Raw genomic sequence first — 25,706 nt, 5'->3', positions numbered from 1 at the left:
GTTATTATTTCTCCGTAATATTCATATTAAATATTTTAATAGATTGAGTGTAAGTCAAATCATAAGCTATATCTAAAGCATCTTGTTTAGATATTCTACCTAAAAGTACCATTTCAGCTAGATACACAGCATCTACACGTCGAGCTATATCATGTCTAACCGGGATAGATAATAGGGCACGAGTGTCATCTATAAATCCAGAGCAATTATAAAAACCGGCTGTTTCTGTTACAGCGTGACGAAACCTTTTCATTCCTTCTGCAGAATCATTAAACCACCATGGAGGACCTAAAAAGACACTAGGATAGTGTCCAGCTAGAGGAGCTAGCTCACGTGAGTAAGTTGATTCATCCATAGTGAATAAAACTGTTTTAAAATTACGATTATTGCCTACTTTACTTAAAAGGGGATATAAACCATTTACATAATCACATTTAAGGGGAATATCACAGCCTCTATCATTACCGAATTTTCTTTGGATTCTTGTGTTATGATTTCTAAAAACACCAGCATGGATCTGCATTACAAGTCCATCATCAGTAGCCATCTTTGCCATTTCTGTAAGCATTTGTCCACTAAAGACTTGTTTTTCTTTAGAAGTAGCTGTATTAGAAATAATTTTTTTAAATAAACTACGACGCTCAGTTTTATCTAAATCATAAGTATTTGGCACTGTAACACCATGATCTGAAGCTGTAGCACCATTAGCTTTAAAGAATTCACGTCTTTCCGCTAAAACCTGAATAAAATCATCATATGAATCTATTTTTGTATTAAGTTTTTTGGATAATTTTTTAATGTTTTTATGAACTGGGTGTAGCTCAGGATTTGTAACACTATCTGGACGAAATGTAGGTATTATTTGACAGTTAAAATCAGAATTAGCAATATTTCTATGATGAGTTAGATCATCAGCTACGTCATCAGTAGTTGCGATAGCTTTTATGTTAAACCTATTACATATCTCACGAGGAAGAAATTCTTTTTGTTTTAAACAGTTATCAATATGTTCATATAGTTCATTGGCGGTATCAGGTGTAAAAGGTTTGTTATAGTTAAATACTGTTTTTAACTGAGCATCAAACCATAGACCAACTTGAGTGCCTCTAAATAAATACCAGTTTTCTGCAACTTTTTGCCATATTTTTTTAGGATCTAGCTCAACAGCTTTGCCATCCTTTCGTGAAATACCAAAATCTTCTAATCTTAATCCTTGAGAGTAGAACATTCTAAAAATGTAATGATCTGGCTTTATAAGCAGCTCAACAGGATTTTCAAAAGGCTTATTTTCATCAAACCATGCGGGATCTGTATGTCCATGAGGACTAATTATCGGTAGATTTTTGATATGTTGATAAATCTCAAGGGCTAAATCTCTTGTTTGTTTATCAATAGGCATTAACACGTTATCGCTTAACATATATTTTCTCCTTTTATATTAACGATGAACTTCCTATCGCAATAACATTTTCCAGGTCTAAATATTCGTGCTGGTTTTCAGAGTTAACTCCACCTGTAGCACAGAATTTTACATCAGCAAATACGGATTTGTAGTTTTTTAAAACCTTTACTCCACCAAATGCTTCAGCTGGAAAAAATTTAACTATATTAAAACCATAGCCCATAGCTGTCATGATTTCAAAAGGTGTTATAGCACCTGGTAAATATTTAAGGTTGTGTTCACGAGCAAAGTTCAGTAAATCATGGCTACTACCGGGAGAAACATAGAAATCAGCTTCAAGATACATTGCCTTTCTAAATTGCTCAAAATTTGTTATAGTTCCTACACCAATAATTAGGTCGTGATTAGATCTGATCACTTGTCGAATAACATCAAAAGAGTTTGGAGTTCTTAAAGTAAATTCAATTATATTAAGGCCTTTTCCTTTAACTTTTTTTATTGCATTATTTGCCTCTTCAAGAGTATCAACAGAAACTACAGGTATAAGAGGATTATCTTCAAGTAATTTAGCTATTGGCATTTGTTAGCTCCTTTAACTTATTTATATATTTATCAGTATGCTTTTTATCAATTATAGCACCATGATGCTGAATAATTTCAGCAGCAAAATTTTGAGCAAATTTAATACTTGCTTCTAAGCCTAGTTTATTTGCAAAAGCTGCTAAGAAAGCTGCATTAAAGCTATCTCCAGCGGCTGTTGTATCTATAGGTATAACTATTTTAGTAGCTTTAATTAAGTTAACTGAATCTTGATGTTGTAATACAGTAGGATTTATACCATGCTTTATGATAACAATAGGGATATTGAAATTATTGTATCTATCAAGGGTTTGCTGATATCCTGTATCATCAAAAAGAAGTTCTTCATCATCAAAAGTTGTAAGAACTATAGTTACATATTTTAAAACTTTATCTAAGTAAGCTTTTGTTTGCTCTTTTGATTGCCAGCATTTCGGACGATAATTTAAATCAAAAATAATTTCTTTATTTTCACCAGAGGCTTTAAAAGATTTTAACCAATTTACAAATATTTCTAACTGCTTATCATCCCACCTAGAAAGTGAAATACCAGAAAAATATAGATACTTATATTCTTTAGTATATTGTTTTAGATCTTCTATTGATAGATAGTTAAAGATTTCCTTAATAGGGGCTTGCTCGCGCCAGTAATAGAAGCTTCTTTCTCCTTTATTATCTGTTTGAATTGCGTATAAACCAGGGACTTTGTCTTTTATTTTTAAAACTTTTGAGGTATCAATATTTTCAGTATCCCAGTTGGATATCATTTGAGTAGAAAAATTATCATTACCAAGAGCTGTAAGAAAAGAGACATCTCCACTAAGCCTTGCAAAATACAACGCTGTATTTAAAACATCTCCACCAAAGTTTAGTTTAGCTTGAGAACCTAGTTGGATCTGACCACTAAGTTCAAGCATACATTCTCCAATAGCTAAAAGTTTATTTTGACTCATTTTCTAATTCTCTTTTAACAGCATATGCAACACCACGAACTTCAGCAAGGCCTTTCATACGCCCAATGCATGAATATCCAGGATTAGTTTTTTTATCTAAATCTGAAAGCATTTGTTGGCCATGATCAGGGCGCATATATATTGGTTGTGAATCTTTCTCAATCTTTAGTATCTCTTTGATAAGAGCATACATATCTGTATTGCCACATAAATGCTCAGCTTCAAAAAAACTACGATTATCAGGATTAAGCGCAACATTTCTTAAATGAGTAAAGTATATTCTTCTGCCAATTTTTTTAGCCATAAGAGGTAGGTCATTATCCCATCTAGAACCTAGTGATCCAGCACAGAATGTTATGCCATTAGCCATAGATGGGATATTCTCAAATAGCCAATCATAGTCCTTTATAGTACTAATAATTCTTGGTAAGCCAAATAGCTCAAAAGGAGGGTCATCAGGGTGTATAGCCAACTTAGCTCCAACTTCCTCAGCTACAGGAATTACTTTTTTAAGGAAGTAGATTAGGTTTTCACGTAATCTTTCTTGATTAACATCTTTATATTCATCAAGGGCAGCTTGGAATTGCTCTAATGAAAAACTTTCTTCAGCACCAGGTAGCCCTGCAATTATATTAGCAGTAAGTTTTTCTATTTCATCATTAGACATATTCTCAAAATATTCTTTTGCTTGAGAGATGATATCAGCTTTATAATCTTTCTCAGCATTTTGTCTTTTTAGAATATGGATATCAAAAGCTGCAAATGCAACTTCATCAAATGATAATGTTTTTGCGCCTTTAGATGTTTGCTTACCTAGATCTGTACGAGTCCAGTCCAGTACTGGCATAAAGTTATAGATAATTAGTTTAATACCACATTTTGCTAAGTTACGAATACTTTGACAGTAATTATCTATGTATTCATCACGTGTGGACTTACCTTTTTTGATATCTTCATGAACTGGTATACTCTCAACAACAGACCAAGTTAGGTTTGTTTTTCCTAACTTGGTAGAGTTTTCAACCTCATGTTGTCTTTTTTGAATTTCATCTATCGGCCATACTTTACCATTAGGAATATGGTGAAGAGCAGTTACAATATCTGTAACTCCAGTTTGCATAATATCTTCAATACATACAGGATCATTTGGCCCAAACCAACGCCATGATTCTATCATTTTATTCTCCTAATTTAGCTAGAGTTTTAGTGACACTATTTTTATTGATTTGCTCAATAAAAAATATTATTTTTTCATGTAAGTTTTTATCTGTAGCAATCTTATCTGGAAATATACTCTTTAGTGATAAGAAGCTATTAACTATATCTTTATATTGATTATTGTTTTGATATATGGATTTGTAAGTATCTTGTAATGGATCGCTAATTTGTAGATCTTTACCATACTGATTTTTTCCACTACAAAATAATATCCATCCAGCTATACCAAGAGCTAAAATATCGTAATTTTGTTTGTTTTTTAAAAGATGCTCTAAAGAGCCTAACCATCTTTGAGGGATCTTTTTGGAGCCATCCATAGCTATTTGCTCAGTTTTATGTTTTAGATGAGGGTTAGCAAATCTATGTAAAAGCTTATCAGCATATTCTGAAGTTGAGACTTCTTGAGGTAGACCCTCAACTAAAGGAGCAGCGACTTCTAACATATATTTTCTAATAAAGGTATAAAACTCAGGCTGAGATATAACTTCATCTACTGTTTTCAAGCCAGCATATGCACCAAGATAAGCAATCAAACTATGACTACCATTTAACATAGTTAGTTTTAATTTCTCAAATGGATCAATATCTTCAACAAACTCAACCCCAACTTTTTCTAGAGCAGGGCGTCCATTAGCAAAATCATCTTCGATAACCCATTGAGAGAACTCTTCAGTTGCCACCGCGGAGATATCTTTCTGGCCAATCATACTTTCAATATTATCTAATGTTTGTTGCGTAACAGCAGGAACAATTCTATCAACCATAGAGCTAGGGAAGCTTACATTTTTAGATATCCATGAGCTTAACTCATTATCTAATTTGTTTGAAAACTCAAGAATAGCTTTTCGTAGGATCTTGCCATTGTTTGGCATGTTATCACAACTTAGTAGAGTAATAGCTTCAGGATTTTCTTGCCAACGTTTATATAATCCAGCAACTGTAATTCCTATAGCAGTTTTAGGAGCTTTAATGTTATCTAAATCATAAATAATATCTGGATTTTCAAAATCTAATTCTTGAGTTGATAAATCAACGTAATAACCTTTTTCTGTTACTGTATAGGTGATTATCTTTATATTTGGATCTGAAATTTTAGTAATTAAGCTTTGAGACTGACTATTACCTGCAAAGTAGACATCTCTTAGAGCACCTATTAGAGTGTTTTTAGTTCCTGATTCATCATTAGTAGATAGTGTATATAGGCAATCATTTGCTTTTAGATCATTTATTAGTTTTTGGTTAGTCCTAATAGTACCACTTATATAGCCCCAGTTTAGAGCATCTTTATTGCCAGAATTAAGTAGCTTATCAATATAAAATACCTGATGAGCTCGGTGAAAAGCTCCTATACCGATGTGTAATATTCCTTGTTTTAAATTATTACGCTCATATTTTGGTAAACTACAGTTATGTAATTTTTGAAGATTAAGCATTATATTCTAAATCCTTATTCATATTAATTATTTGAGGCTGAGTAATTTTGAAGTTCTCGTGACCATCATATTTATAGCTAATATCCAGTTTAGCATTTTTATTCTCAACTTTAATATGCAAAACACCACTTTTATTATTTAAATATTCCAAAGTCTCACCATCATCTAGATACATATGGTGACGTGTAGTTTCATTTTTTAAAGATGGGTAGACTTTATACATTAAATCTTCTTTAAAGTTATTAAATTGAGCTTTTGATTTATTAATGAGTATTACACTTCCTTCTTTGACGAATATAGGAATACTTTCTATGTCGACGTTTAGACTAATAGTTTTACCACCTGGGTAGAATTCTCCAGTGTAGTAGTCATACCAGTTAGATCCCTTAGGTAAATATATTTCACGAACTCTTTGATGTTTCTCTAAAATATTTGCTATAAGCAGGTCACCAATCATAAAATCTGGATTCTCTTGGAATGTTTTAACATCTGATTCAAAATCATAGAAGGTCGGTTTTATAATAGGTTTAGCATTTTTATGGGCTTGATAGCAGAGTTGATAAATATATGGAATTAACTCATTACGTAAATCAAAAGCTTTTTGTATAGTTCCTAGAGCTTCGGGATACATCCATGGAGTATTTACAGATTTATCATCATTCCATGAGTGAATAGTAAACCTAGGGTAAAAAATGCCATGTTGAATCCAACGAATTAAAAGTTCAGGCTCTGGAGCAGGTCCACTAAATCCACCGATATCATGTCCAAAATTATAAATACCTGATAAAGATAAGCCTTTAGACATCTCTAAATTATATTTTAGAGTTTTCCATTCAGTATAGTTGTCACCAGTCCAGGTTTGAGCATATCTTTGTAACCCAGCACATCCAGATCTTGTAATTAGGTAAGGGCGTTTATTAGGAGCATATGCTTTTTGGGCTTCAAAACTAGATTTAGTCATAAGAAGTGATTGAACTGGTTTAATATGTTTGATTTTTATTTCTTTACCAAAGCCATAACATATTGCATCGCCATTATAGACTTCGTATTCATTATTATCATTCCAAGTTGACTCTATACCTTTTTCTAGGAGCTGTCTTGTAATGTTATCTTGCCACCAATGAATGGTCTTTGGATTTGTAAAGTCTAGGTAATAACCTAACTCATCCCAGTATTGTACAAGCTCTGGTTTGGTATAATATTTGTTATTTATAAAGCCGTTAAAGCTAGCCACTTCATCCAATTTTGGGTGATCTTGGAGTAAACATGGTTTAATATTTGCACATAATTTAATACCGTTATTAAGATATTCTTGAGTAAAATCTTCTATGTGAGGAAACTTTGAGTGGTTCCAATTAAAAACATATCTTTTATCTCCAATAGAGGTATACCCTGAACTTAGCTGAAAAGAGCCGCATTGGATATTATACTTTTGACAATCATTGATAAAGTTATCCATTTGATATTGGGCATCTGGGAGGTCAGTGTAGGTCATCGTAGAACCTGAATAATATAAACTCCAGTAGGGTGGTAAAATAGTTTTACCTGTAATGGAACTAAAAGTTTCTGTAACATCTGCAATTTTATCACCAAGTATAAAATAGTAATCAAGATCTCCAGCTTTTGCTTCATAACTGATATATGGACCATGATAGTTGTCAATTTCTTTACCAAAGTTAAAAGAGCTATCACTTAAGTTATCATAAAAGATACCAAAAGATGTTCTACTTATTGGATTGTGAGATATGAAAAAAGGAATATGTTTATATAAAGGATCGGAGCTTTCTGAATCATAACCCATTGGATCTATAGATTTCATTTCATAACGCTTTTTATCACGATTAAGAGAACCTGTTTTTTCACCAAGACCAAAAAACATAGCATTAGAATCTTTCTTTATAGCATGATAAGAACCTCTATCTGACCAGAAATCTAAATTATATGCTTGAGTCTGTAAGTCTTGAGAAACTTTAATCCAATTATCTGAATCTTTTTTGTACCAACTAATAATAAAACCATCTAAATTTATTTCACATTTTAGTTTGTTAGTCTGTATTGTGGCAAAGTTATCATCTCCATAAGCTTCAAATTCTGGACAGCTAAAACTTGATGTATCTAATCTATCGACTCCTTCAAAAGGTATGTCATCTTTTGTTATTGACCATGTCTTATCTAAGGTTGGTTTTAAAGACTTAGTAAAGATTATTCTAAAAATATTTTCTTCTAATACATAAACTCTTACAAAAATTTGTTTTTCTGGAAGCTCAAATAAAATATGATCAGCCCGTGTGTCTTTAAGTTGAAATTTACAAATATCTAACATAATTTAAAACCCTAAAATGCGTTGTTTCGACCCCAAGTTTTTTCGTGTGGCCAGCCAGTAAGTTCTTCTACAATATTAATTGCTTCAGTCGGAGCATCTTCTAAATTACCTCCATTTCTAAGTCGCTCTAGTTCACTAACTAATACCAAATGTTTTGCTTGTGTCAATCTAAATCTTGAACTTGCTATTGCCCCTATAATACAAAATAGTATAGTTCCACCAATAAAACATATATTTATACCTAATAATGCTGAGCTAGACTGAACTGCAGCCCCAGCTTTAAAGTTAAATATAGATAATGTAAAGCCTACAATTGCAAATGCTAATGCTTGGATCAATTTACGAGATACAGTCATAGTACTTGCAAATGTTCCTTCTCTTCTTTTTGTGGTCAAAGCTTCATCTATATCAGCTATAAAATTATAAACATTCCATGGAGTAAAATAGCAACCAGCTCGAGCAAAACCTAATACAAATATAATTAAAACAAAAAGTATTAATGAAACAGTAGGACTAAATATTGGAATAATGATAAAGCTAAACATACTTAAAATAAGACAACCAATAGCAACACGATAACTCATTACACTACCAATTTTTATACATAAATAAGCAATTATTGGTACTGAGATCACTTGGATTATTGAAAAGCATGTATATACAACAGATGCTGAACTAACATCATAATGAAGAATAAATGTAAAATAATAAGCAAAACTAGCACCAAAAACATCTAGAGCTACAAAGGCACCTATATACATTAAAAGATTAAGTCTAAAAGCTCTAACTCGAAGAGTTGAAAAGATATTAATGAAAATGAACTTAATTTCTTTGAATAAAGAAGTATGTTTCTTCTTTGAAGTTTCAATATCTCTTTCCCATGTAAATTTATATACAAAAATCCATGGTAACATAAATAAAAATGAACAAATAAGTCCCATAATAACAAATGAGATTTTTTCACTTGAAAAAAAGTACATAATTGCTGCAGGTAAAAAACCTGCTACAATATTTGAGCTTTGTGAAAAAAGCATTCTAATCCCCGTCATTTTTGATCTAATATCATAGCTGTCTGTCATTTCAGCAGCTAAAGTTTCATAAGGGACTTGTATCATTGAGAAAATAAAGTTAAACGTAATATATCCAGCCAAATAGTACCAAAAGCCAAAACCTGGTATCCATAGTAAAGCAAATACCCAAACTAAAGGAGCTCCTATAACAAAGAAGAATTTCCTTCTGCCGATAGGACCACGCCAGTTATCTGAAATATATCCCATAATAGGATCAGCAAAAACATCCAACCCTCTCCCTATAGCTACTATCAATCCAGCTTCAGCTGCTGATAATCCAGCAATATTAGTATAAAAGTACATTAACCACAAACCAAGAATAGTAAAGGCACCACCACCAAAGAAATCACCAGAACCATAGGCGATCATATTAGGTAATCTAACTTGTTTATTTGACATTTGAAATATAAAAATTAACAACACTGATAATTCAAATATAGAGTATTAAGTGACTTATTTAAATAAAAATAATAAAGTTTTGTACAAATCTATTACTATAAATGTTGTTCAAAAAACTAAAAAACATAAACATATACATATATAATCAATTTCAAATAAATCTTTATATGGAAATCTTAATGTTAAATATTAGAAGGCAGAACCCATTCTTTTTATTATGTTTTTTTGAGTACTTTGAAAGGTTTGGCTATTATGGTTTTAGTTATACCTCAATACTATTTTTTATGAGCTCTTATGGTTTTAATTTTACAGAAAAACAGGCGGTTGTTTTATTTGGTGCATTCGCAGCATTAAGCTACGCTTTTAATGCTGTAGGTGGCTATATAGCAGATAGTGTACTAGGTATTAAAAGAACTATGTTTACAGGTGGGGTACTCTTATTAATCGGCTATGCCATGATAGGTTTAGGGGCATTTGTAGCATTTAAGGAGCTTATATACATTGCTATATCGCTAGTTATATTAGGCGCTGCACTATTTAAGCCAGCACCAACTAACCTTATTTCCAGAATATATACAGATCACTCAAAAATTGACTCATTATATACGATATTTTATATGTCGATTAATTTAGGTTCGTTGTCTGCATCATTACTGATACCTGTATTATCAGTAAGATTAGGATATACATTTACATATTTCTTATGTTCTTTTGGTTTTGTGATAGCTATTGTAAATACATTGATGAGCTATTCGAGCATCAAAGATATTGATAATGGAGTAGGCAGTACAAAATTAGAGCTTAAAAGAGTTTGTGGTTTTATTATAGGGCTTTTAGTAACAATATTTATTTTAAGCTATGTATTAAGACATGGTTATTTATCTACACTTATTCTTTGGGTTGGAGCTATACTTATCTTTTTTATATTTGTATCACAAATCTTTATTGAAAAAGATGTTCTTGCTAAGAAAAAAATTATGGTTGCGATAGTTTTACTTTTCTATGCCGTGATATTTTTTATAATATATCAACAGAAATTTACAACGATTTTACTATTTAACCTTCATCATGTAAATTTACATTTCTTAGGCATGAATGTGAATCCTCAACAAATTCCAGGGGTGTTAGATACTCTAGGGGTTATTATATTTTCACCAATATTAGCGTTAATATATACAAAATTAAAGGATAGAGATCTTTGTTTGCCACATAAGTTTGCACTTGGTTTATTTCTATGTGGTTTGGCATATGGGACTATGTATTTGGCTTGTATATTTAATGCTCCAACTGCAAAAATAAGTATCTGGTGGGAAGTTCTAGCTATTACAGTATTTTTTGCATCTGCAGAGCTTCTTATTAGTGCTTTAGGATTAGCTCTAATGGCTAAACTTCTTCCAAGAAGAATAATGGGCTTTGCAATGGGAACTTGGTTTGTGACATCTGCTATAGGTATCAAGTTAGGTACGATGATAGCTGGATATGTAAGTAGTGGCGTTAAATATAACTCTAGAGTAGGCTTTGATACACAAATGACTATAAGTAGTTATTATAGTTATCAGCATTTATTTGCGATGATATCAATAATAGCGATAGTTATTTCTATCTTTGCTTTCATAATAGGTAAGAAATTAAATAAAATGATCCAAGAATAATTTTATGCATAAATATCTATCGGCTAATAGAGCTTTAGCTTTGTTACTAATAACCATTACTATGTGGTCAACCGCATTTATTGGTATCCGTTACTTAATGCTAGAAGGTTTTAGTGCGGGAGCTTTATCTTTAGCTAGATATGCCATAGCAAGCATAGTTATGTTAATAATCTTTATTAGGCAGAAAAATAAAACTATTCCTACTTTTATGGACTTAGTAAAATTTGCGGTATTAGGATTTTTTGGTTTTTTTTCATACAATGTTTTTTTAAACTCTGGTGAAGCTAGAATTACAGCTGCTAGTGCAAACTTTATTATTGCTCAAGCACCTATTGTCGTAGCATTATTAGCATATGTATTTTTTAGAGAAAAGATGACAAAAACAGGTATTTTTGGGTTTTGTGTAGCATTAGTAGGTGCTGGAATAATCTTTTTATCAAATAATAATACCTCTTTTGAATTTATAGGTATTTGCTTTGTTTATATAGCTTGTTTTTCAGGTGCAATATATTCAGTTTTTCAAAAAAGTGTATTAGCAAAATTTCATCCCATAGAGGCTGTAGCTTACTTTATTTGGTTTGGTACAGCAATGCTTTTGGTGTATTCAAAAGATGTATACATAGAGGTTAGTAGTGCAAATTATATAAGTATTTTAGTTATAATTTATATAGGAGTTTTTCCAGGAGCTCTAGGATATCTGTTTTGGGGGTATGCATTTAGAAATTTAAAAGCCACGGTAGCTATAGCATCATTATACTTTATGCCAATCATATCTATATTTCTTGGTTGGTTTTTTTTACATGAGACAGAAGATTGCTTAGGAATAGTCGGTGGAATAGTAAGTGTGATAGGGGCTTATATAATTAGTAAATATGGATTGAATAAAAAAACTGGTTAAAACCTTAAAAGTTTGTTAGTCTCAACATTTTAATAAAAACCTTTTTTGTCTATAATATCTCTCAAGTTTTGAAATAAAGGATAAATATGCAAATAGTTGATCAAATGAAAGATAAAGCTTTAGAAGAGCTTAATCTTGTCAAAGATAAAAAGTCTTTAGATGATATACGAGTAAAATACCTTGGTAAAAAAGGTGAGCTAACTGGTATGATGAAGTTAATAGCTACTCTACCTAACGAAGAGAAACCTAAGCTAGGCCAAGCAGTAAATATAGCAAAACAAGCATTACAGGAAGCGATTAATACAAAACTATCTCACTTTGAAGAGGCAGAGCTAAATGAAAAGTTAGCAAAAGAGAAAATTGATGTAACTTTATCTGGTGTTGGGCAGAATCAAGGCTCTTTACATCCTGTAACAAAAACCCTAAATAGAATAGAATCATTTTTTAAGCAAAATGGTTTTGCAGTTGAATTTGGTCCAGAGATTGAAAGTGATTATTATAATTTTGAGACACTAAATATTCCATCTCATCATCCTGCTCGAGCTATGCATGATACTTTTTATATTGATCCAACTCATGTCCTTAGAACACATACTTCTGGTGTACAAATAAGATCGATGGAAAAGCAAGAACCACCTATTAGGATAATTGCTCCGGGCAGGGTTTATCGATGTGACTCAGATATTACACATTCTCCAATGTTTCATCAAGTTGAAGGTTTGGTAGTAGACAAAAATATATCTTTTTCTGACTTAAAAGGCTTATTACATGCTTTTTTAAATTCACTTTTTGAAAAAGATTTAAAAGTGCGCTTTAGACCATCATATTTTCCATTTACTGAGCCATCTGCAGAAGTTGATATTGGATGTGTAATGTGTGATGCAAAAGGCTGTAGAGTTTGTAAACATACTGGTTGGTTGGAAATTTTAGGGTGTGGCATGGTTCACCCTAAGGTTCTAAAAGCTGGAGGTGTTGATCCTGAAGAGTATCAAGGATTTGCCATAGGTATGGGTGTTGAGAGATTAGCAATGCTTAGATATGGTATTGATGATCTAAGAATGTTCTTTGAAAACGATCTAAGATTTTTAAAACAGTTTTAATTATTATTTGAGGTTTATAAATGAAATTTTCACATAATTGGTTAAATGAATATTTAAGCGATACTCAAAATAGCCAAAATTTAGCAGATACTCTAACTTTAGCTGGCCTAGAAGTTGATGCTATAGAGCCTGTAGTAGCAGAAAAAGTAATAAATGTTGTAGTTGGACAAATCAAAAGCATTACAAAACACCCGGATGCAGATAAGTTAAATATTTGTAGTGTTGATGTAGCAGAAGGTGAGCCTCTAACAATTGTTTGTGGAGCTAAAAATATTTATGAAGGTATGAAAGCACCTGTAGCAAAAATAGGTGCTGTATTACCTGGTGATTTTAAAATTAAAAAATCTAAATTACGCGGACAAGCATCTTTCGGTATGATGTGTTCAGAAGAGGAGTTAGGCTTAGCAGAAAAAGCAGATGGATTGATGGATCTACCTGTAGATGCTCCTGTAGGTGAAGATATTAATGAATATCTAAAACTAGATGATAATATAATAGAGGTTGATTTAACACCAAATAGGGCAGATTGTCTAAGTGTATATGGTATTGCTAGAGAAGTCTCAGCTCTTACAAAAACTCAACTTAAAGAACTTGAAACTCCAGAAATTGAAATAGATATCAAAGATACTAAAGAAGTAAATATCTCAGCTACTGATGCATGTAAATCATACTATGGCTGTATTATTAAAAATGTAAATAATGATGTCCAAACTCCTCTGTGGATGGTTGAGAAACTAAGAAGAAGTGGTATTGGTAGTATTTCATTTTTTGTAGATGTGACAAACTATATATTGCTTCTTACAGGTCAGCCAATGCATGCATTTGATCTTGCTAAGTTAGATGGAAGTATAAATGTTCGTTACGCAAAGCAAGATGAAGATCTGACACTTTTAGATGAGACTCAAGTTAAGCTTGATTCAGATACTCTAGTAATTGCAGATGATAACAAAGCTTTAGCAATAGCAGGTGTTATGGGCGGGCTTGATTCATCTATAACTTTAGCTACTAGAGATATATTCTTAGAAAGTGCTTTCTTTGTTCCAGAGAAAATTGCGGGTAAAGCGCGTAAATATAACTTACACACAGATTCATCACATAGATTTGAAAGAGGTGTAGATCCTCAACTTGCTAAAAAAGCTATGAAATTAGCTATTAAACTAATTACAGAATTTGCAGGTGGGGAAGTAGCTCCTATTCACGGTAGTGAGGATTTAGAAAGCTTAAATAAACAAGTTAAAATTACTCTTTCTATTGAAAAGTTAAATCGTGTTTTAGGTACTGATCTAAGTATTGATTATGTTACAGAAGTCTTAGAAGCTCTACATATGAAAGTTAATACAACTTTTGACAGTAATTGTATAGAGGTAGTGGCTCCATCGTATCGTTTTGATATGGAAATACCTGAAGACTTAATAGAGGAAGTTGCACGTATTTATGGATATTCAAAACTTCCTGAAACTATGCCAAAATATGCAGCTTCTAAAGTTAATATTTCTGAAACACAGCAGTCGTTAGAAGTTTTAAATAATCGCTTAGTTGATAGAGGCTATCATGAAGCTATTAACTATAGCTTTATAGACCCGAAGTATGACGAGTTTTTCTTTGAACAAAAAGGTATAGCTATTCAAAATCCAATATCTCAAGACTTATCTATAATGAGACAATCTTTGATACCTGGTTTGATGAATTCTTTTAAAGCAAATACTGCTCGTCAACAAAATAGAATTAGAATATTTGAAAAGGGTGCTTGCTTTAAATTAAAAGATAATCAAAGAGTTCAGTTTGATAGAATTGCTGGCTTAGCATATGGCGAGTTATTAAATATAAATTGGTCAAATACTAAGAAAGTAGATTTCTTTGATGTTAAAGCAGATATTGAAGCATTATGTAGTGATATTGCTAACCTAAGTTTTGAAGTTTGTGATGATGTAAAATGGCTACACCCTGGCCAATCTGCTTATATTTTATCTGATGATACTAAAATTGGTTTGATAGGGACAATTCATCCAAGTGTATTAAAAACTTTCCAAATTAAAGCTAAAGCTCCTATAGTGTTTGAAATTGATTTAGCAGTTTTAACTAAGAAGCAAATACCAAGTTTTGAAAAAGTCTCTAAATATCCATCAGTATCAAGAGATATTTCATTCTTAGTAGATAAATCAGTTTTAGCGGGTAATATTACAAAAGCAATAAAAGCTTTAGATATCAATATTCTAAAAGATGTTGGTATTTTTGATATTTATGAATCCCAAGAAAATGAAAGAAAAAGTATAGCATTAAGTATGCTTTTCCAAGATAATGCTCAAACCTTAGATGATAAAGTAATTACTGAAAGTATTGATAAAATTTTAGAAACTCTAAAAGCTAAATTTGATATTGAGCAGAGAATGTAATTTTACCTTACATAGAAATTTATAGCATGTAGTAATGCTGTGAATATTGGACTACGTTGCACAATAAGCTATAAAAAAGTTTTTAGTTAGATATTTTTGATGTGTCTGTATTTAATTCTTTAAGTATCAACTAAATAATTGTACATTTGGATGAAATTACTGATAATATTCTATAATTATAATACGACTTATTATGGCCCTATTATTTTGGGACAGTACTATAATTCTTTAGCAAATGATAACTATAATTAAATTAGATTTAGTAAATATAGAGAAATAAATAAAAAATACTTGTTTGAATAATATTTTGGGGAGTCATTGATAAATAAAATATTAGACAAACAAGTATTTTTTATTGAACTTCTAAGAGGTTAGGTTACGCATGAAGAATTAGGTTTTCTTGCTTACCTAGGCCTTCTATTTCCAGTTCAAGAATGTCATTCTCTTTTAAATAACGAGTTTCTTCACCAAGAAGCTCATTTTCTAATTGCACACCTTCAGGCGTACCTGTTAAAATGACATCGCCAGGCTCTAATGTAAAATATTGACTTAGCGTAGAAATAATATTAGCAATGCTAAATATCATTATTTTTGTAGAGCTATTTTGTACAAATTCATTATTTACTTTAGTCTTTATATATAAGTCTTCAGGATTATCAATCTCATCTTTACTTACTAAATATGGACCAAGAGGGCAGAAAGAATCACAGCTTTTACCCATGTTATATTGACCAGGTTTTTGGAATTGCATAATTCTATCTGCAACATCATTAGAGATACAATATCCAAAAATATGCTCATAGGCATTTTCTTCTTTAACATCTTTTGCAGCTTTACCAATAATTACTGCTAGTTCATTTTCATAATCAAGTTTGCCACCAAGCTTAGGAATATATATAGGATCATATGGCCCTGTTATACTGCTTGAAGGTTTCTGGAAGAATATGAATTTTTCAGGTTTAACTTTAGGTCCGCCAAGAAAATCAAGTCTTTCTAAGTGATCTAAATAGTTCATACCTATGACAACTATTTTTCCAGGGTTTTGAATACAGTTTTTGATATTCTTTTTTTCTATATTATCTGTAAGTACTGGTAATGACTTTAAATTAATATTACTTACTATAGAGATTAGTTCATTGATGTTATCAGGAGATATATCACTTACGTGATCTTTAAGATTATATAAAGTATCATTTAAAAGTACACAAGGGTATATATTCCCTTCATGGTTATAGCGTAAAAATTTCATAGATAACCTCCTATTGGCAATTAGTTAATTTATTATATTAGAATCTTTTTTGTACAATTAGTACAACTCATGCTTAAATGATACAATGTATTGCTATGCGATGCAAGATTATTTTAAAATAAATTATTAAAATAAATAATTTAAGCATGTTCTGCTAGCTATTTTTCATATTTGATATGTGATAAAGTGCATAATCTAAACAACTTAATACTATTGTGTGATTAGGGTTCTATGAATCAAATTAAAAAAGCTATATTAATTACACTTGCATCAAGCATGTCTATTTTAATTTTATATGTATTAAGTATAAGTAGTTTTATAATATATTTTTGGAGCATTATTTTCTCTATATTTCTAGCAATTACTTGTTCTAGAGTTACAAAAAATGATCAAATCTGGTTTATTTTAAAATCTAGTCTTTTGAGTGTTTTAGTTGTTTTTATAACTTCATTTGGTTTATGTTTTTCATTACCAATATTTTTGCTAATATTATTTTTTAGTGTTTTTTTCTGTTATTCAATTTCAGCTATTTTTGACTACTGTGAAAGATTAAGTATTTTTTTAGTAGTTTATATTGTCACAGTATTTGTATTTAAAGCACAATTACAGTTAGATTTTTGGTTAAGTGTGAGCTATTTTATATGTGGTGTATTCTTAGGGACAGCAACTACTATATTGTGCTTATTAATTTTGCCTAGAATTGATTTTCCAGAGGTTAGTAAAGTAGGGTTTAATCAATATCATTTAGCTCTTAGAGCAGCATGTGCTATTTGTTTAGGTTTTTTAATATTTAATATAAGCCCTTTATATAATTTTGCTTGGATTTGCTATTCTATTTTGGTTTCATTGCGACTTAATGTTGCTGATTCAGTTAAAGTTAGTATCCAACGCTTATCAGCAACAGTAATTGGTATAGTCTTAGGAAGTATATTAAGTTATGAAATTTTTATTCATTTTCCAAGCTCAATAGATGTAACAACTATTTTACTATTGTTTTTAACAATAGTTTTTATTGAGAAGAATTATTTTTTTGGGGTATTATTCGCTACGATGATACTATCAAATGTTTTTTATATTATTAACCCTGTAGGGTATACGATTACTAGCTATCTGTTAGTCAGAATTAGTGATACATTAGTTGGTTTGAGCATAGGTATATTTTGTTCTTTATTAATACTGCCAAAGTATGTTTTTTATGAGTTAAGGCTAGAGTTGATAGATATTTTGATAGGGCTAAGTGAGGTATGTAAGAATTCTAAAAAAGAGAATTTTGAAAATTTAAACTTATCATTTGATTCATTTAATACAAGCTATATTAAGTCTAAATATGAGCCAGTTTCACTATTTTCTAATAGATTTTCTTTTTTAGAGGAAATGATGCTTCATCTAGATCAGGTCTATAGATTGATTAAAGACAAAAACTTTGAAAAGGCTAATAACTTAGATTTAGAAATACTTTCTAAGAGGTTAGAAAATCTGATATATTTAATACAGACAAGGGGTAATCCAAGATTCCCCAACTATCTATTAGATAAGAAAATTAATAGTAAGATCATATCAGATATTGATAGACATATTTGTGAAATACAAAGGGTCTATTTAGCTATGATAAAAGTTAAAGAATGGAAATTCGATTTTAAATAAGTACTAAAAAGAAGCTTTTACAATGCCAAGATATTCATGAATTATTCTTTGAGTTATATAGAAGTTATATGCATTTGGTAATATTTTAATATCTGGAACAAGTTTAGATGAGGCTACACTAATAGTATTAATATTAAACTTATCAAATAGTATTTTAGATCTTTTATAATGAATACCTCCAGTAACTAAACAATAAGTTTTATCATTTTCTAGAAGTTTTTTAGTAAATTTGGCATTTTGATATGTATTTTTAGCTCTTTTTTCTAATTCTATCTTAGAATCCGGAACTCCTAACTTTTGTAGTTCTTTTGTATAAATTTCTGCTTCTGATACATTCTCTCCACCAGGTACACCACCGGTCACTATAATCTTTTGTGGGTATTTATTATAAATTTCAGCAGTCTTAAGTATACGATCATATGCACCAAGACTAGGTTCTATTTGGCCAAAAGCATTATTTAACCCTGCACCTAATAGTATAATTCCATTTGTTTTAGCACATGCTTTGATATCTGAAGTTTCTGACTGGATTGGTTTTGCTAAAAAATATCCTATAATACCACTACCAATTAAATAGTAAATTATTGTTAGAGCTACTAAGAAATAACGTAAATATCCTTTTGAACAAATACAGCAAATAATTAAAGCAATCAAAAATAGACAACCAATATCTAGCAAATTACTCATATTAACTCCATATTTATTTCGCAAAGAAGCCACCTAGCATTTGAGTATAAGTTTCAGTATCTTTATTATTACAACCACGAAATGATACGCAAGTATGTTTAGCAGTTATTTTTACTGAGACATCTTGTGTGCCGAGGATAAATTTTAAACTTTCAAATATTTGTGCAGTCATTCTTTCTTGTATTTGAGGACGTCGAGCAAAAAAATCACAAATACTATTTATGCGACAAAGACCTATGATATTGTTATTTTTTGGAATAAATGAAACTTCAGCAATACCTTCAAATGGAACAAAGTGATGCTCGCAAAAAGACATTATAGTAATATTTTTTTGGGTTAAAATTCCATCATATTTAAATTCATTTTCATATAAAGCACAAGCAGGGAAGTTATTATAATCTAAGCCATTAAAAATTTCTTGAGAAAACATTCTTGCTATTCTAAATGGAGTTTTATCGAATTCATGAGTTTCTAGACCTAAGGTATCTAATATTTCACGATAGGCTTTAGAGATCTTTTGTATTTTTGTATCATTATCTATGTTGAATTCTCTTGGTTGTTCTAAACCTAGTTTTATTAGATGGTCACGAACATTTCTACCTAGTTCAGAGCAGTATGTATTTGCCATTTTTAGCTTTAAATCTCATATAATCGAGTATTAGCGATATTATATTATTTAATAAATCATCTTTATAGAGTAAATGTTGATTATTAGTGTTAATATAGCTAAGTTAAAAATATAGGAAATAATAATACATGCAATTCTCAGATCTAGGTTTAAATTCTTCAATTTGTAGTGCTTTAGATAAAAAAGGTTATACAAAACCAACTACTATACAGGCAAAGGCTATCCCATTAATTTTAAAAGATAATGATGTAATGGCATCAGCACAAACTGGTACTGGTAAAACAGCTGGGTTTACATTACCAGTTATACAGAAGCTTTTAGATCAACCAAAAGCTCAAGCAAATAAAATTAAAGTTTTAGTTCTAACGCCAACAAGAGAGCTAGCAGCTCAGATCCAGGATCAAGTCAGATTATATGGTGAAAATACTCATATACGTTCAGCAGTTGTATTTGGTGGGGTAAGTATAAACCCCCAAATGATGAAGCTACGTAAAGGCGTAGAAATACTGATAGCTACTCCAGGTAGGTTACTTGATTTATATGGTCAAAATGCTATTAAATTTGACAGCTTGAATACTTTAGTTCTTGATGAAGCTGATAGAATGTTAGATATGGGATTCATAAATGATTTAAAAAGAATTCATAAGCTTTTGCCTAAAAAGATCCAAACCTTAATGTTTTCGGCTACCTTTTCATCAGAGATTAAAAGCTTGGCTCATGAATTCCTTAATAATCCTCAGTCTGTATCTGCGGATGTTGTAAACACTACTGTCAAAAAAATCACACAGAAGATCTATACTTTAGATAAAGCCAATAAAATTAACGCATTAATAGCTTTAATAAAAGAGCAAGACTTGCATCAAGTATTAGTTTTTTCTCGTACAAAACATGGTGCAAATAAAATTTCTGAAAAACTCAATAAAGCAGGTATAACAAGTAGTGCTATTCATGGTAATAAAAGTCAAACTGCTCGTACAAAAGCGTTAGCAGATTTTAAAGCAAAAGAAATAAATGTGCTAGTTGCGACAGATATAGCTGCTCGTGGTATTGATATTGCACAACTGCCATGTGTTATAAATCTTGATTTGCCAAATGTAGCAGAGGACTATGTTCATAGGATTGGTAGAACTGGTAGAGCAGGACAAGATGGTTTAGCAATATCTTTGGTTAGTGCAGATGAGGTAGAATCATTATCTAGTATTGAACACTTGATAGGACACCTTTTACCTCGTGATGAACTTGAGGGCTTTGAAGCTAGTCATAATGTACCAGTTACTAGTATGTCACGCAAAACTAAAGTAAAAAAGATTAATGAAGTTAAAATAATTGCAGCTAAAAGAGCTAATAAAAATAGTAGAAATAGCACACAAAAGAAAGCTTCTAATCATAATAAAGATTTTGCTAAGAAAATAAGACAAAAAATTAATACAAATAAAAGTGTTAGAAAACCTAAAGTAGAAGGTTAAATTAGAGATATTATTCAAAAAATAAAATTAATATTTATATCTTTGCAGTATAATTAGCAAAACACTACTAATGAAGATTAGAATACCTTCTAAATAAAAGTGACTAATCGAGATATATGACTCAACAAATACAATTATTCCAAAAGCGAAATATTGTATTAGTGAGAATAGTCCAGATGCAGCATTAAATTGTGTTTTAACATTTGTAAAAACTCTAGTGCTAGCAATAGCAAATGATATTGCTGATGCTAAGTTAAGTAGTACAGAATTACGTATATATAAGCATGACTCCAAGTTTTAAAACTAACTATAATAGCTAAAATACCTCCTAGTATAAAAATTACAATACCTAGCTTTACTATAGAATTTTTATGTATAAACCTTTCCAAAAAACCAACTAGAAAAGGGCATAATAATCCTGGTAATGCTAATGGAAATAGATATAAAGCTATATATTTTGAATCAATATTAAATGTATCAGCTAGCCAAAATGGTAAAGCTATAATATAAGTCCAAGCAACACCATTTAAAATCGCAACAAATAGAGTATATCTGATAAAAAGTTTTGTTTTCGTATGTGAGAAAATAGAAAAAATATTTTTTGTAAAACTAACTTTCTCTATAGTATTACTTTTTTCTTTTGAATTATTTAGCCTATATATTGCACTAATTACTATCACAAGCCAGATAAGAACAAGTGCATAGCCAAATTGCCACCCAAGATAAAATCCTATCCAGCCAGAAAAAAACGGAATCATAAAAGAGCAAAAGTATACTCCCATAAAAGTAATGGCGATAGATCTTTGCTTTTGCTCAACTTGATCAAAATAAATAAAAGGAAAGCTTCTAGAACATACCGAAAGAGAAAAGATAATACTAGTTGCAATAATATAGGTAAATGTAAATATGATAATATTTGAGGTCAGAAGCATTATAACTGTTATTATAAAGCTTATACTACTAGCACAGATAGCAAAAGGTTTAAGACCTATATGATCAATCAAAGGCCCCTATAGTAAGGGAGATAATGAAGAGATAATAAGTGAAAGAGATAATATCTGTTGGATACTTTGGTGTGATACGTTAAAAAAACTACTCATATCATTTACAAAAGGTAAGCCAGCTTTTGTAATTACCCAATAAGAAATCATTAATATCATTGGGTAGAAAGCTAAGTATTTATTGTGTATTGTTTTTGGATTTTTGTTTATCACTAAAAAAGAAAATATATTATTTTAATGATCAAAGTATAATCAGATTTACTAGAAAATATAATATATTTAAAGTCTTGTTTTGATGCTTTTATATTAAAAATGAATATAAGAAGAGAATTATTAAGAATAGAGTTTTGCTATTTAATATATTTTTCATTTAGAATATGTTCGCTATACTGAAATGTAGATACAAAAATCACATAGGTTTACCATATGAAAAAGTTATCTACAATAGCCATAGTATTTATATCTACAGGTGGGATGATTGGAAGCGGCTGGTTATTCTCTCCATATTATGGTTTTCAGACAGCTGGTCAAGGCGTTATAATTTCATGGTTTATTACAGCTTTTCTTACTTTACTTGTAGCATTATGTTTTGCAGAAGTAGCATCTATGTTACCGATAGTCTCAGGAGCAATGAGATTTTTACGCATTACTCATTCTCGAACATTAGGTTTTTTATTTGTTGCATTGGGGTGGATAAGCTATATTGTATACTTACCGCTAGAGTCTCAATCTGTAGTTCAATATTTAGGGTTTTGGTTTCCAAATCTTGTTGACTCTAGTGCTAAAGGAGTATCTCTATCATATTATGGTGTAGCTATAGCATTTTTAATTATGTTAAGTCTGACATATTTGAATACCTTTCAGTTAAAAAATGTTGCTAAGATTAATTCTATAGTTAGTATTTGGAAGATTCTTTTGCCAATATTTATTGCTGTCGGAATGCTAATTGCTTATGGGTCATTCAAAAACTATCATGCAAATACGGCTCATATTCAGGTGAATTTTGAACATGTTCTCTTGGCTGTTACAGGTTCTGGCTTGGCTTTTGCTTTTTCTGGATTTCAAAATGGTTTGATCGTAGCAAATTCTGCGAAAAATCCTAAATTGGCAATTCCATTATCTCTTATAGCTCCAGTAGTTGTTGGTCTAACAATGTACATTTCTTTATCGCTAATGTTTATGTTTTGTGTTCCTGGGTCGGTAAAAAATTTCTCGGGTGGAGTGGCCCCTTTACTAGGCTTACTAAGCTTATTTAGTTTACATATTATTTATACAATATTATTTATTGATGCAGTAATTGCGCCATTAGGTACAAGTAATGTATTTACTGCTGTTACAGGTAGAATATTACAAGCATTTGGTCTAGAGTTTTTTAAAGATTCAATATTAACTAAACTAAACAAAAATAACGTGCCAGTATTTTGTATTTGGATAAACTTTTTTGTTGGTTTGATATTTCTATTTCAATTTCCAACGTGGACAACATTAGTAGATTTTCTATCTTCTCTAGTTCTGTTTAGTTGTTTATCTGGACCTGTTGTTTTAATCATTTTTAGGAACAGGTTCCCTAAAATGCAAAGAAAATTCAAATTACCTTTTTATCAATTATTCGGATATTTAGGATTTATATCTTGTTCATATTTTGTATATTGGTCAGGGACTTTTAATTTATTATGTCTAGTAATACTTGTTTTGCTAGCTTGTATTTTCTATTGGTTTGTCTTTATGCGTTATCAATTTTCTGAATTATTCAAACAAACGTGGTTTGTGTGTGCATATATTATATGCTTGTGGGGAGTGTCATTTGCACATGAATTAAAATTAATAGCATTTCCTTACGATAATCTTGTTGTTGCTATAATTGGTATTATCTTTCTTAAGATATTTACCTTTACACAAGCTTCTACAGATATAATTCAAGAGAATATGAAGGAAGTAATATTAGAAATTGAAAATCTTAAAAGTAGTTAAAATAATCATATTTAAAATAACTCTTAATAAAGATCTTATTGGATCTTATGTCTTTGTAAAATAATTAGCAACACACCACAAATACAAATCAAGATCCCTTCTAAGTAAAATAGATCAATAGATATGTATGACTCAATAAATACAAGTACACCAAATGCAAAATATTGTATTAGTGAAAACAGGCCTGAAGCAGCATTAAATAAGGTTTTTACATTTGTGAATATTCGAGTGCTTGCAATAGAGAATGTTATGGAAGATGCTAGATTAAGTAATATTCCTGGAATGACATATATAAAAGCATAGTTCCATGTTCTTAGACCAACTAGTATCGCCAATACACCACTTAATATAAGAATTGTAAGTCCAAGCTTGACTATAGAGTTTCTATCTATGAATTTATCTAAAATCTTAACAATTATGGGACAAAGTAGGCCTGGAAGAGCCAATGGGAACAAGTAAAATGCTAGATATTTTGCACTAATATTAAAGGTATCGGCTAACCAAAATGGTAGAGCTATAATATACGTCCATGCAATCGCATCTAAAATTGCTACAAATAAGGTATAGCGAATAAACCATTTTGTTTTTAGGTGAAAAAATATAGTGGTGATATTTTTTATAAAGCTAGTTTGAGAAGTAGTACTTTTTCTTTCCCTTAATTTAGAGATAGCAAAGATTATAACTATAAGCCATATAACTACTAACACATAACCAAATTGCCAACCTAGATAAAACCCAATCCAACCTGAAAAAAATGGAATCATGAATGAGCAAAAATATACTCCCATAAAGGCAATAGATATTGCATGTTGCTTTTGTTGAATATTATCAAAATAAATAAATGGGAAACCTCTAGAACATACTGAAAGAGAAAGGATAATACTCGTTGCAATAATATAAGCCAAGGTGAATACTATAATATTTGCAGTTAAAAGCATTATACTAGTTATTATAAAGCTTAGGATACTTGCATAGATTACAAAACATTTAAGACCTATTTGATCAATCAAGGGTCCCCAGAGTAGTGGAGATATTGATGATATAACAAGTGATAGTGATAATATCTGCTGAATACTTTGATGGGATACGTTAAAGAAGTGACTCATATCATCAACGAAAGGTAGGCCAGCTTTGATAATTACCCAATAGCAACTCATTAGTATCATTGGATAGTAGGCTAGATATTTATTTTGTAGTATTTTTTTGTTTGGCAGATTCACTATTAAAAGAAGTATAATTTAAGTATATAAATTATAATGAGATTTGCTAGAAAATATAGTTATAAAAACCTTCGGGGTAAAAGCTTTTCTATGAACTCAGAAAATTTTTTAAAATTTCTCTATATCATTTATATGGTTGTACTTTTTTGAGAAATTTAATTGGGTATATTATCACTAGAATATCATGTATTTAACCTAAATAGCTTTTTGTTCATGTGAACATAAATAAATCGCAATATATTGCTGTAAAAAAAGGTTGAATCAGAAAAAAACTTAGATAATTTTGATTATATCTATCTAATTTAGAAGATGGATAATAATTGTTCAAAATACAGTTGTTTTAGAAAAAGAGAGACTAACAAGCTTAAAGGCTTATTGGTAATCTGTTATTTAATCATTAAAAAAGAGGAGATAAATATG

General features: G+C 30.5%; 19 protein-coding genes. 7 read left to right on the top strand and 12 right to left on the bottom strand.

Features of this window, described 5'->3' with window-relative positions:
- Window positions 1–4: 4 nt before the first annotated feature.
- From uxaC to F3D62_RS10445, 7 genes are read right to left on the bottom strand one after another with little or no spacing between them, the layout of a single operon-like run.
- Window positions 5–1,420: a glucuronate isomerase gene (uxaC, locus tag F3D62_RS10475; protein ID WP_150468196.1), complete on the bottom strand. Its 1,416-nt coding sequence runs from the start codon at window positions 1,418–1,420 to the stop codon at window positions 5–7.
- Between the two features lie 13 nt (window positions 1,421–1,433).
- Window positions 1,434–1,982 carry a bifunctional 4-hydroxy-2-oxoglutarate aldolase/2-dehydro-3-deoxy-phosphogluconate aldolase gene (eda, locus tag F3D62_RS10470; RefSeq protein ID WP_150468195.1) on the bottom strand — a complete coding sequence of 183 codons (549 nt, stop codon included), beginning with the start codon at window positions 1,980–1,982 and terminating at the stop codon, window positions 1,434–1,436.
- Entirely contained in the window at window positions 1,969–2,934 is a 966-nt protein-coding gene (locus F3D62_RS10465) for a sugar kinase (RefSeq protein WP_150468194.1), read from the bottom strand. The genes eda and F3D62_RS10465 overlap by 14 nt, the downstream gene beginning before the upstream one ends.
- Window positions 2,921–4,111, bottom strand: a complete 1,191-nt coding sequence (gene uxuA / locus F3D62_RS10460; RefSeq protein ID WP_150468193.1) for a mannonate dehydratase — start codon at window positions 4,109–4,111, stop codon at window positions 2,921–2,923. Before uxuA ends, F3D62_RS10465 begins: the two co-directional genes overlap by 14 nt.
- Before the next feature lies 1 nt (window position 4,112).
- Complete coding sequence (locus F3D62_RS10455) at window positions 4,113–5,585, bottom strand: mannitol dehydrogenase family protein (protein ID WP_150468192.1); 1,473 nt, start codon at window positions 5,583–5,585, stop codon at window positions 4,113–4,115.
- The gene (locus F3D62_RS10450; RefSeq protein WP_150468191.1) at window positions 5,578–7,908 is read right to left on the bottom strand and encodes a TIM-barrel domain-containing protein; all 2,331 of its coding nucleotides are present in this window, start codon (window positions 7,906–7,908) and stop codon (window positions 5,578–5,580) included. The genes F3D62_RS10455 and F3D62_RS10450 overlap by 8 nt, the downstream gene beginning before the upstream one ends.
- Before the next feature lie 11 nt (window positions 7,909–7,919).
- Window positions 7,920–9,377 (bottom strand): MFS transporter, encoded by a 1,458-nt coding sequence (locus F3D62_RS10445; RefSeq protein ID WP_150468190.1) that lies wholly within the window; start codon window positions 9,375–9,377, stop codon window positions 7,920–7,922.
- 179 nt (window positions 9,378–9,556) lie between these two features.
- On the opposite strand from F3D62_RS10445, the gene F3D62_RS10440 reads away from it, so the two are divergent.
- The 4 genes from F3D62_RS10440 (at window position 9,557) to pheT (ending at window position 15,420) form a co-directional block, all read left to right on the top strand.
- Entirely contained in the window at window positions 9,557–11,029 is a 1,473-nt protein-coding gene (locus F3D62_RS10440; RefSeq protein ID WP_150468189.1) for a peptide MFS transporter, read from the top strand.
- 4 nt (window positions 11,030–11,033) lie between these two features.
- Window positions 11,034–11,927, top strand: coding sequence for a DMT family transporter (locus F3D62_RS10435; RefSeq protein WP_191092603.1), 894 nt, complete (start codon window positions 11,034–11,036; stop codon window positions 11,925–11,927).
- An 86-nt stretch (window positions 11,928–12,013) separates the two neighbouring features.
- Window positions 12,014–13,027 carry a phenylalanine--tRNA ligase subunit alpha gene (pheS, locus tag F3D62_RS10430; protein WP_150468188.1) on the top strand — a complete coding sequence of 338 codons (1,014 nt, stop codon included), beginning with the start codon at window positions 12,014–12,016 and terminating at the stop codon, window positions 13,025–13,027.
- Between the two features lie 20 nt (window positions 13,028–13,047).
- Entirely contained in the window at window positions 13,048–15,420 is a 2,373-nt protein-coding gene (gene pheT / locus F3D62_RS10425; protein ID WP_150468187.1) for a phenylalanine--tRNA ligase subunit beta, read from the top strand.
- Window positions 15,421–15,796: 376 nt separating this feature from the next.
- Here the strand turns inward: pheT and F3D62_RS10420 are convergent, their stop codons facing one another.
- Window positions 15,797–16,669 (bottom strand): fumarylacetoacetate hydrolase family protein, encoded by an 873-nt coding sequence (locus tag F3D62_RS10420; RefSeq protein ID WP_150468186.1) that lies wholly within the window; start codon window positions 16,667–16,669, stop codon window positions 15,797–15,799.
- A 231-nt stretch (window positions 16,670–16,900) separates the two neighbouring features.
- On the opposite strand from F3D62_RS10420, the gene F3D62_RS10415 reads away from it, so the two are divergent.
- Window positions 16,901–18,313, top strand: coding sequence for an FUSC family protein (locus F3D62_RS10415; protein WP_150468185.1), 1,413 nt, complete (start codon window positions 16,901–16,903; stop codon window positions 18,311–18,313).
- 3 nt (window positions 18,314–18,316) lie between these two features.
- Here F3D62_RS10415 and F3D62_RS10410 read toward each other — a convergent pair whose 3' ends face one another.
- Complete coding sequence (locus F3D62_RS10410) at window positions 18,317–19,000, bottom strand: YdcF family protein (RefSeq protein WP_150468184.1); 684 nt, start codon at window positions 18,998–19,000, stop codon at window positions 18,317–18,319.
- A gap of 13 nt (window positions 19,001–19,013) precedes the next feature.
- Window positions 19,014–19,628, bottom strand: coding sequence for a GTP cyclohydrolase I FolE (gene folE / locus F3D62_RS10405; protein ID WP_150468183.1), 615 nt, complete (start codon window positions 19,626–19,628; stop codon window positions 19,014–19,016).
- 128 nt (window positions 19,629–19,756) lie between these two features.
- Here folE and F3D62_RS10400 point away from each other — a divergent pair, with 128 nt between their 5' ends.
- Window positions 19,757–21,094 carry a DEAD/DEAH box helicase gene (locus F3D62_RS10400; RefSeq protein ID WP_150468182.1) on the top strand — a complete coding sequence of 446 codons (1,338 nt, stop codon included), beginning with the start codon at window positions 19,757–19,759 and terminating at the stop codon, window positions 21,092–21,094.
- A gap of 248 nt (window positions 21,095–21,342) precedes the next feature.
- Here F3D62_RS10400 and F3D62_RS10390 read toward each other — a convergent pair whose 3' ends face one another.
- A complete protein-coding gene (locus F3D62_RS10390) occupies window positions 21,343–22,098 on the bottom strand; it encodes an MFS transporter (RefSeq protein ID WP_150468181.1) in 756 nt (251 codons plus the stop codon).
- 423 nt (window positions 22,099–22,521) lie between these two features.
- Here F3D62_RS10390 and F3D62_RS10385 point away from each other — a divergent pair, with 423 nt between their 5' ends.
- Entirely contained in the window at window positions 22,522–24,066 is a 1,545-nt protein-coding gene (locus F3D62_RS10385; protein ID WP_150468180.1) for an APC family permease, read from the top strand.
- A 35-nt stretch (window positions 24,067–24,101) separates the two neighbouring features.
- Here the strand turns inward: F3D62_RS10385 and F3D62_RS10380 are convergent, their stop codons facing one another.
- The gene (locus tag F3D62_RS10380) at window positions 24,102–25,223 is read right to left on the bottom strand and encodes an MFS transporter (RefSeq protein WP_191092602.1); all 1,122 of its coding nucleotides are present in this window, start codon (window positions 25,221–25,223) and stop codon (window positions 24,102–24,104) included.
- Between the last annotated feature and the right edge of the window lie 483 nt (window positions 25,224–25,706).

The organism is Francisella sp. SYW-9, from assembly GCF_008711465.1.
Lineage (GTDB): Bacteria > Pseudomonadota > Gammaproteobacteria > Francisellales > Francisellaceae > Francisella.
Note: the sequence above shows the minus strand (reverse complement) of the source record. Positions and strands in the feature narration are given on the sequence as shown.